This is a genomic window from Jannaschia faecimaris (assembly GCF_900107415.1).
Lineage (GTDB): Bacteria > Pseudomonadota > Alphaproteobacteria > Rhodobacterales > Rhodobacteraceae > Jannaschia > Jannaschia faecimaris.
The window spans coordinates 569,719-575,920 of sequence record NZ_FNPX01000001.1; the positions used below are offsets into that span (position 1 = coordinate 569,719).

A 6,202-nucleotide genomic window follows, 5' to 3' on the forward strand; every position below is an offset into this window, starting at 1 on the left:
CGGCAGTGGTGCGCAAATATGTCTGAAATTGGCATCTTGCCGAGGATGCGGCGAAAATTTTATGACAGTGCACCCGGATCGTTCCAGCAGCTGGTCAGACCGCGGAAGCTTCCTCTTAGGTCAATGACACCAAAACTTTAGCCGGACATCTGGACGGCCACCACTCATGGCGTCAGTGGCTCTCGCCTTGATGCCGGCGTGCATCCCACTTTGATATTACTTCTAAGCACACCCAGCATGCCGGTAAGGTTTAGGATTGGCGGGACATGGTCGTCTGCTGCGCTCGGCGGCAAGGCCGCTCTGCAAACCAAGTTGTCTTTCAAATATCGTGATGACTCACCGATTCAGTGTTGCCATATCGCACCTTTGCATTTTTAAGATACTTATTTTGCATATATTTCGCCTCGCCTTGAGGGTGTTCCAAAGTTAGCAAGCGATTGTTCGACTTGGCCCCGTTGGCTATAAAATTAATAGGAAATTGCAGAATGAACAAATTACCCCAAGTAATCGGTGTTTTAATCCTTGGATTACTTGTATCGCCCGCTGCCGCCGTGGAACTAAACGGTGGTGATTTCAATTTAGAATACTCCTGGTTCGACCAAGATATCGGCGATACTACGGTAGACACTTTTTCTTTCGACGGTTCGGTTGAGGTGGGCTTCAGCCACAACCTTGCCGCTCAGCTTGATCTTGGACGGTATAAGTTCGGTTTTATTAACGAGACCGGAACAAACGGTGCACTGCATGCGATTTATAACCTGAATGAAAGCACGGCCCTGGGCGCATTCTATAGCGTGGATGAAATTTTTAGCGAGAGCACGGATTTTTATGGAATTGAAGCCGTTTATGATACTGATCAATTTGAGTTGGAAGCCTACATCGGTAGAGGGGAAGACGCTGGAGTTGACGGAAGCGTCTATGGCGTGCTCGGTGCTTTTAGCATAACCGAGTCTATAGACATCACAGGTTCGGCCGAGAACGCTAGCTTTGACGGGGATGTTGATTTTTCAAAATACGCCATCGGAATGCGCTTCTTTGCAACGCCAAAAGTGGCATTTACGACCAGCATCGGATCTTTTGAGGCAAACGCTTTTGGCCTTTCGGGCTCGGAAACCTTTTTCTCTGTTGGTGCCGAGTTTAAGTTTGGTCAGAATGAAGGTGCCACTTTCGGTAAACGCGGATTGCTGACACTCATTCCTGGTCTTTGATCTAGTAGGGTATTAGCCCTTTTATTACACAGTCTGGTCTCCTCGATTGCGCGGAAGAGCAGACGAGTGTGACGCTTGCAGGCTGATTCTAACTTCAGTTCTGCAAGCGAACCACTAGTGTTAAGCGCCGTACTCATTCGGCATTTGGAGCGGGTCTCAATTGGACTCGAAGTTGACCTTCGCTGCTACAAACACAAAGATCCGTTATGGGCCGTTCACCATCATGGGAAGCTTCGTCTATACCGATAACTGGTGACGGCGTTTGCCTCCACTTCGATCAGGCATCTTCAGAACTTGAAAATTCGTCTAAGAGCTTCTTGTGTTAATTTCCATACAGAAGTGACCCGGTTAAGCGTATAATTTCCATTGAGAATTGACCCATGTGAACCTTCCCCCAAAGCAACTTGCGGCGGGGGGGCAACGGAGTGATCCACATGGGACTTTTGAACATCATCACGCGAAATGGCTTCCCATCTTCAGCGAAATGCGAATATATCTACGGAGACTATAAAGAATGAATGTTGCTAACTCTAATCGGCCGTCTACTGATACAACAGAGCTCACAGAGGCGAGCGCCACAATCATAGCTCAGAAAATTCGACTGAGAAAAGCTCCCGACGGATATAGCACCAAGTTCCCCGATGTTGGACGCGCAAGAGCCTTTTCGATCATTCGGGATCCCGATCTGCACTACTCGTTATATGGGCATTCTCAGGGGCGCTCGATACTGGCTCGTCTTGCGCAGAGGGTCCGAAACGTCATTATCGTATCTCCCAGTCACAACAAACAATGTGGCATCGGTGAGTACGGCCGCTATCTTGCCAGCGTTCTTGCGCCGTTTGCTGACAAGCTTGAAATTGTGCGCAGTTCATCGGCTCTCTTTGATTTCTCACCTGAATTTCTTGAAGGAACGTTAATTCTTGTAAATCATGGTCCAGGATTGTTTGACGGCCTAAATCCGCGGCTTTCACAAGGTGAGTCCACATCTGCGTTGTTGAAAAACTTGAATAGAATGGCCACTGAATATGGCGCTAATCCCGTCATCCTGCATCATTCACTCATTGATGTGGAACATGATCTTTTGTTCTCCCGCCAACAGCAAATTTTAGAATCTGCAATCCCATCATGCTCATTTATTAGTTCAGCTGGCAGGCATTTCTTTATGCCCTTTATAGAGCTTGGTGTCTCCCCCGTGTCGTTAGAGGAGGATACCTATGATGGTGATCGATATAGCCGGTCTGAATGTGTTGGGTTTTTTGGCTTTTATCAATACGGTGGCAAGGACTTTCAGGCACTTTTTCGTTTAGTGTCTGAACTACGAGGTAAGCTTGTTGGGAGTGTTGCCACATCGAACGGTGATGAATTGCGAAATTTTCAAGAGACGCTGGAAACAACCGCTATAGAAAATGATCTAGGATCGGGGTGGATCGAAGATAGTGAATTGATAGACCGCCTGCAGGAAGCTGACTATTTTTATTTACCTCAAAACGACTACGATCACTGGAACAACAGTGCGACTGCACGGTTCGTAACAAACATTCCGCGCCCCCTTTTCTTGCCACCTAATCACCCATTCCTCGACATGGCTGATGGATCTATTTTTGCAACTCAGGAAGATCTTCCTCGTATTGTATCGCATTTCCGTGAGCAAGGGCAGTATGACAAAGCGGTCAGACGCGTAAACGCATTCCGTGAGCGCGCCGATATGTCGAACACTGCAAAGGCGATATCAAATGGCTTACCAAAGGGCTTATCGGCTCTTTCTCAAGAGCTAATGGAACGCCAGGACCCACTCTCTGCAGAGCGCTACAATGAAATGGAAGATGCACGTAAGGCTGAATTTGCTGTCGGTACTGGATGCATAGACCCCGCAAACCTCACGGCGATTGCCGAGCAGTTGCCTGCAATATTTCGGTCTGTTGCCCCAAAGCAATTCTGGAGAAAACACTATGAACTCGGAGATTTAGTTTTTGATAGCCCATTGGAAAGTATACATGCAATTTTCATGGCGCTGTGTAAGCGTCAGGTTACCATTGACGAATTGTCCCAAATTCTAGCCCGCGCTGACGATGACAAAACTCATGCATTTGAGGTTATTGTTGTGAGACAGGCATTTAAGGCAGCTAATGAACAAGCGGCAGGTCTCCTTTTCGACCAAGATGTCATGTTCTTGGAGCAAGGCGACCCAATCGACCCTGTCGTTATGCTTGAACCTGAACGTATCGGAGCGTTTCTGGGCAAAAAGAAAGAAAATATATCCCATCTACTGACCGTTCTGAGTTTGAATGTTAGGCCCAAAATCACGAATTTAACTGAAGTGCTAACTCTACCTAAAGAAGAGTTGGCCTTGCGTGAAGCACCATTTAATCTTTCAAAGATTGACATGGACTATGTGATGGCACCAAAGACGCTATCAAAGCGTTTGAATAGATTGTTGGCGGAAGGTGATCAAGCAGGATTGGATTTTTCCGAGTATTTTGTTTTTGATGAGCTGATACCACGCCCAATCGAACATAACGTTACTGACTATGTCGTTGAAGACTTCATTTATCTCAGCGGTGATTTGTTCATACTCAATGCATACCGCAGCTTACTGAAGCGTGAGCCGTTTCCACTAGAGATGCTGGTCATGCAAACAATTTTGTCGACGACATCTAAGCGCACTATCTTGTCTGTACTGCTTGGCCAGTCCTATCGAAAAGTTAAGGTTTCCAACCTCGACAGTAGAGATTTTGAGCCTATCCAAAAGAACTTTAGTAAATTTATTGCAATTGCTCGAGATCCGTTAATGGGTCTGATTGATGCACGTAATGCGTATGAAATCCAACGACGCCATAACCTTCGCTGGTGGATTAACTCCAAACAGCTTTGGGATGCCGTTTGGCATGGTGCAGAGCAAAACATTTCTACAATCAACACGCTGTATCAAAAACTGATCGACAGCACCGTGATGCCTCTTCAGCTAGATGCAAGCGGACTTTTCTTTGATCCGGTATCAGACTCGCATAAAAGTATACTTTTGGAGCGCAACAGAGAAACGAACATCACCCAATCAAACCCGGCTCCTATTGAAAATTCTCTCTTGGGCTTCCACAGCGTTGAGGAAACTGGCACCTGGACAAACGGCGTATCAGGCCTTGTTATTACCCAATGCCTTCGGGAATCGAGCCCTCTTGAGGAAATACATGCCATTTCACTAGAAGCAACAATGTCATTTTTTGGCAGCTTGAATTTGGGACCACGCAAAATGATAATGAGTGTTCGTTTTCGCAATCCTGGAGCGGACGAATGGGGGCTTTTCGAGACCACGATCAAGGTCGAAGAGGACACGCAGAGAAATGTTTCTGTTGACTGCCCTCAAATGAAAGCAGGAGCCACCGCTATGATTTCTCTGAACATTGATCATGCAACAAGCCCCAAACAAGAAAGCATTTCTACAGATGAACGGCTGCTGGGTATACATTTGAGCAAAATCAAATTGTCTATTAAGCCACATTTCAGTAACGCTGAGCAGGGGTAGAATTGATGAAAAACCTCAAACAGAAATTCCTGATAGTTGTCGGACTTCCAAAGTCCGGCACAACATTTCTCTATTCCCAGCTCAAAGAGCTGACCGATAAGTTCAACATCCCAACCGACCGCAAAGAGATCGATTTCTTTCGCGGTCAAAGCGGGCTTAATGCCTATCTGAGCGAGTTCACAATTACTTCGGAAAACGGAGTGTTTCTCGATTGCTCCCCGCTCTATATCGACCAGATTACTGACTCCATAAACAACATATCCGAAACCCTCAAAGATCATGAAGTAAGGATTGTTGTTTGCCTACGTGATCCGATCGAGCGAGCGTTTTCACATTATCTGCATGACGTGGCGCAACATCAAAAACTTCTAGCGCATGCAGATTATAATTTTTTCTCGCCCTCTGTGATGGCAAAATATTTCTACCCCGTTTCCCCGCGCGTTGCCGCGCTGAAAAAAGCCTTCGGGAACGAGAATGTTTTGGGCTTCTCCTTCTCGCAAGACAACAGTGCCTTTGCAAATATGCTCAGAGTGTTTGCGGGGCTGCCCGACGACTGGAATTTCGACTATTCCTCAAATCCGGCTCCAGGCTTTACTTCGCCGCAGACATTTTATCATCCCACACAAGCTTCAACCATCATGCTTGAAGGTGAGTACTACCGGATTGAACCTGGTGAGCTTCTGGCTGTGAATCGTCAATACAGCCTCTACCGGAAAAAAATACACTGTGAAACCGCACAAAGCATCATGTGTCATCAGGCCTCTATCACGCGCCAGATCAATACAGACCAGCTTCCCCCCGAGTTGCGCAATTTGGTGGGAGATGATTTTGATTCAGCAATGACCCAACTAGACATGGTCTTGCCGCAGGACCGTTCTGATCGGGTATATGCCGCACGCGTATCCGAAAGCGTGACAGACCAAATCAAAAAGCAGCTTAATCATGTGGGATCAGTAGCAGATGTAACTGCAGAATTGTTTTCACACCCTTTGCGGCCCACGCCGGAGACCACTATGGCCCTGACTGAGCACTCACCGTCTTTTGCCCAAGAGATGGCCAGACTCAGTCTCAATATTCCGGGCCGGACAGAACAGATAAGGCGCATGATTGCAGAGTTTGGCCCCGTCCCAATGTACATGCAATATCTCGTAGATCAGGCCCTGAGGAACAAATCGTATGATGCCGCATTGGCCTTGTTAGAGTCTTATGGAAGCAGTGATGCATTTATGTACCCCGTGGTTGTGAGGAGTGGCGAAGGTAATGCTGCCCTGCCTGATGACATCAAAGAACGCGCGTTTATACAGGGCGTATTATATAATACGTAATTGGTTAGACTTTTAACAGAAGATTATCTGTCATCGGCTCTGTTGCATAAATCGGGTGAGGGATTCATCTCGTGAATCCAGCATGGTAGCTGACGTGCATGAGCAGACCCACACCCTCGACCTACAAGACCACGAACTGGCCCGTCTAT

3 protein-coding genes are annotated in these 6,202 nt (G+C 47.0%); all 3 read left to right on the plus strand.

The genetic code is table 11. The annotated features are described in order from the left end of the window. Positions 1-485: 485 nt before the first annotated feature. Complete coding sequence (locus BLV27_RS02760; protein ID WP_092641935.1) at positions 486-1,208, plus strand: hypothetical protein; 723 nt, start codon at positions 486-488, stop codon at positions 1,206-1,208. Between the two features lie 514 nt (positions 1,209-1,722). Continuing rightward, complete coding sequence (locus BLV27_RS18985) at positions 1,723-4,728, plus strand: hypothetical protein (RefSeq protein WP_139176539.1); 3,006 nt, start codon at positions 1,723-1,725, stop codon at positions 4,726-4,728. A 5-nt stretch (positions 4,729-4,733) separates the two neighbouring features. Further along, positions 4,734-6,053 (plus strand): sulfotransferase domain-containing protein, encoded by a 1,320-nt coding sequence (locus BLV27_RS02770; RefSeq protein ID WP_092641941.1) that lies wholly within the window; start codon positions 4,734-4,736, stop codon positions 6,051-6,053. Positions 6,054-6,202: the final 149 nt, after the last annotated feature.

Excerpts from the sequence above, each read along its gene's own strand:
- BLV27_RS02770 (WP_092641941.1), top strand. The coding sequence starts at position 4,734 with ATGAAAAACCTCAAACAGAAATTCCTGATAGTTGTCGGACTTCCAAAG.
- BLV27_RS02760 (WP_092641935.1), top strand. The coding sequence starts at position 486 with ATGAACAAATTACCCCAAGTAATCGGTGTTTTAATCCTTGGATTACTT.
- BLV27_RS18985 (WP_139176539.1), top strand. The coding sequence starts at position 1,723 with ATGAATGTTGCTAACTCTAATCGGCCGTCTACTGATACAACAGAGCTC.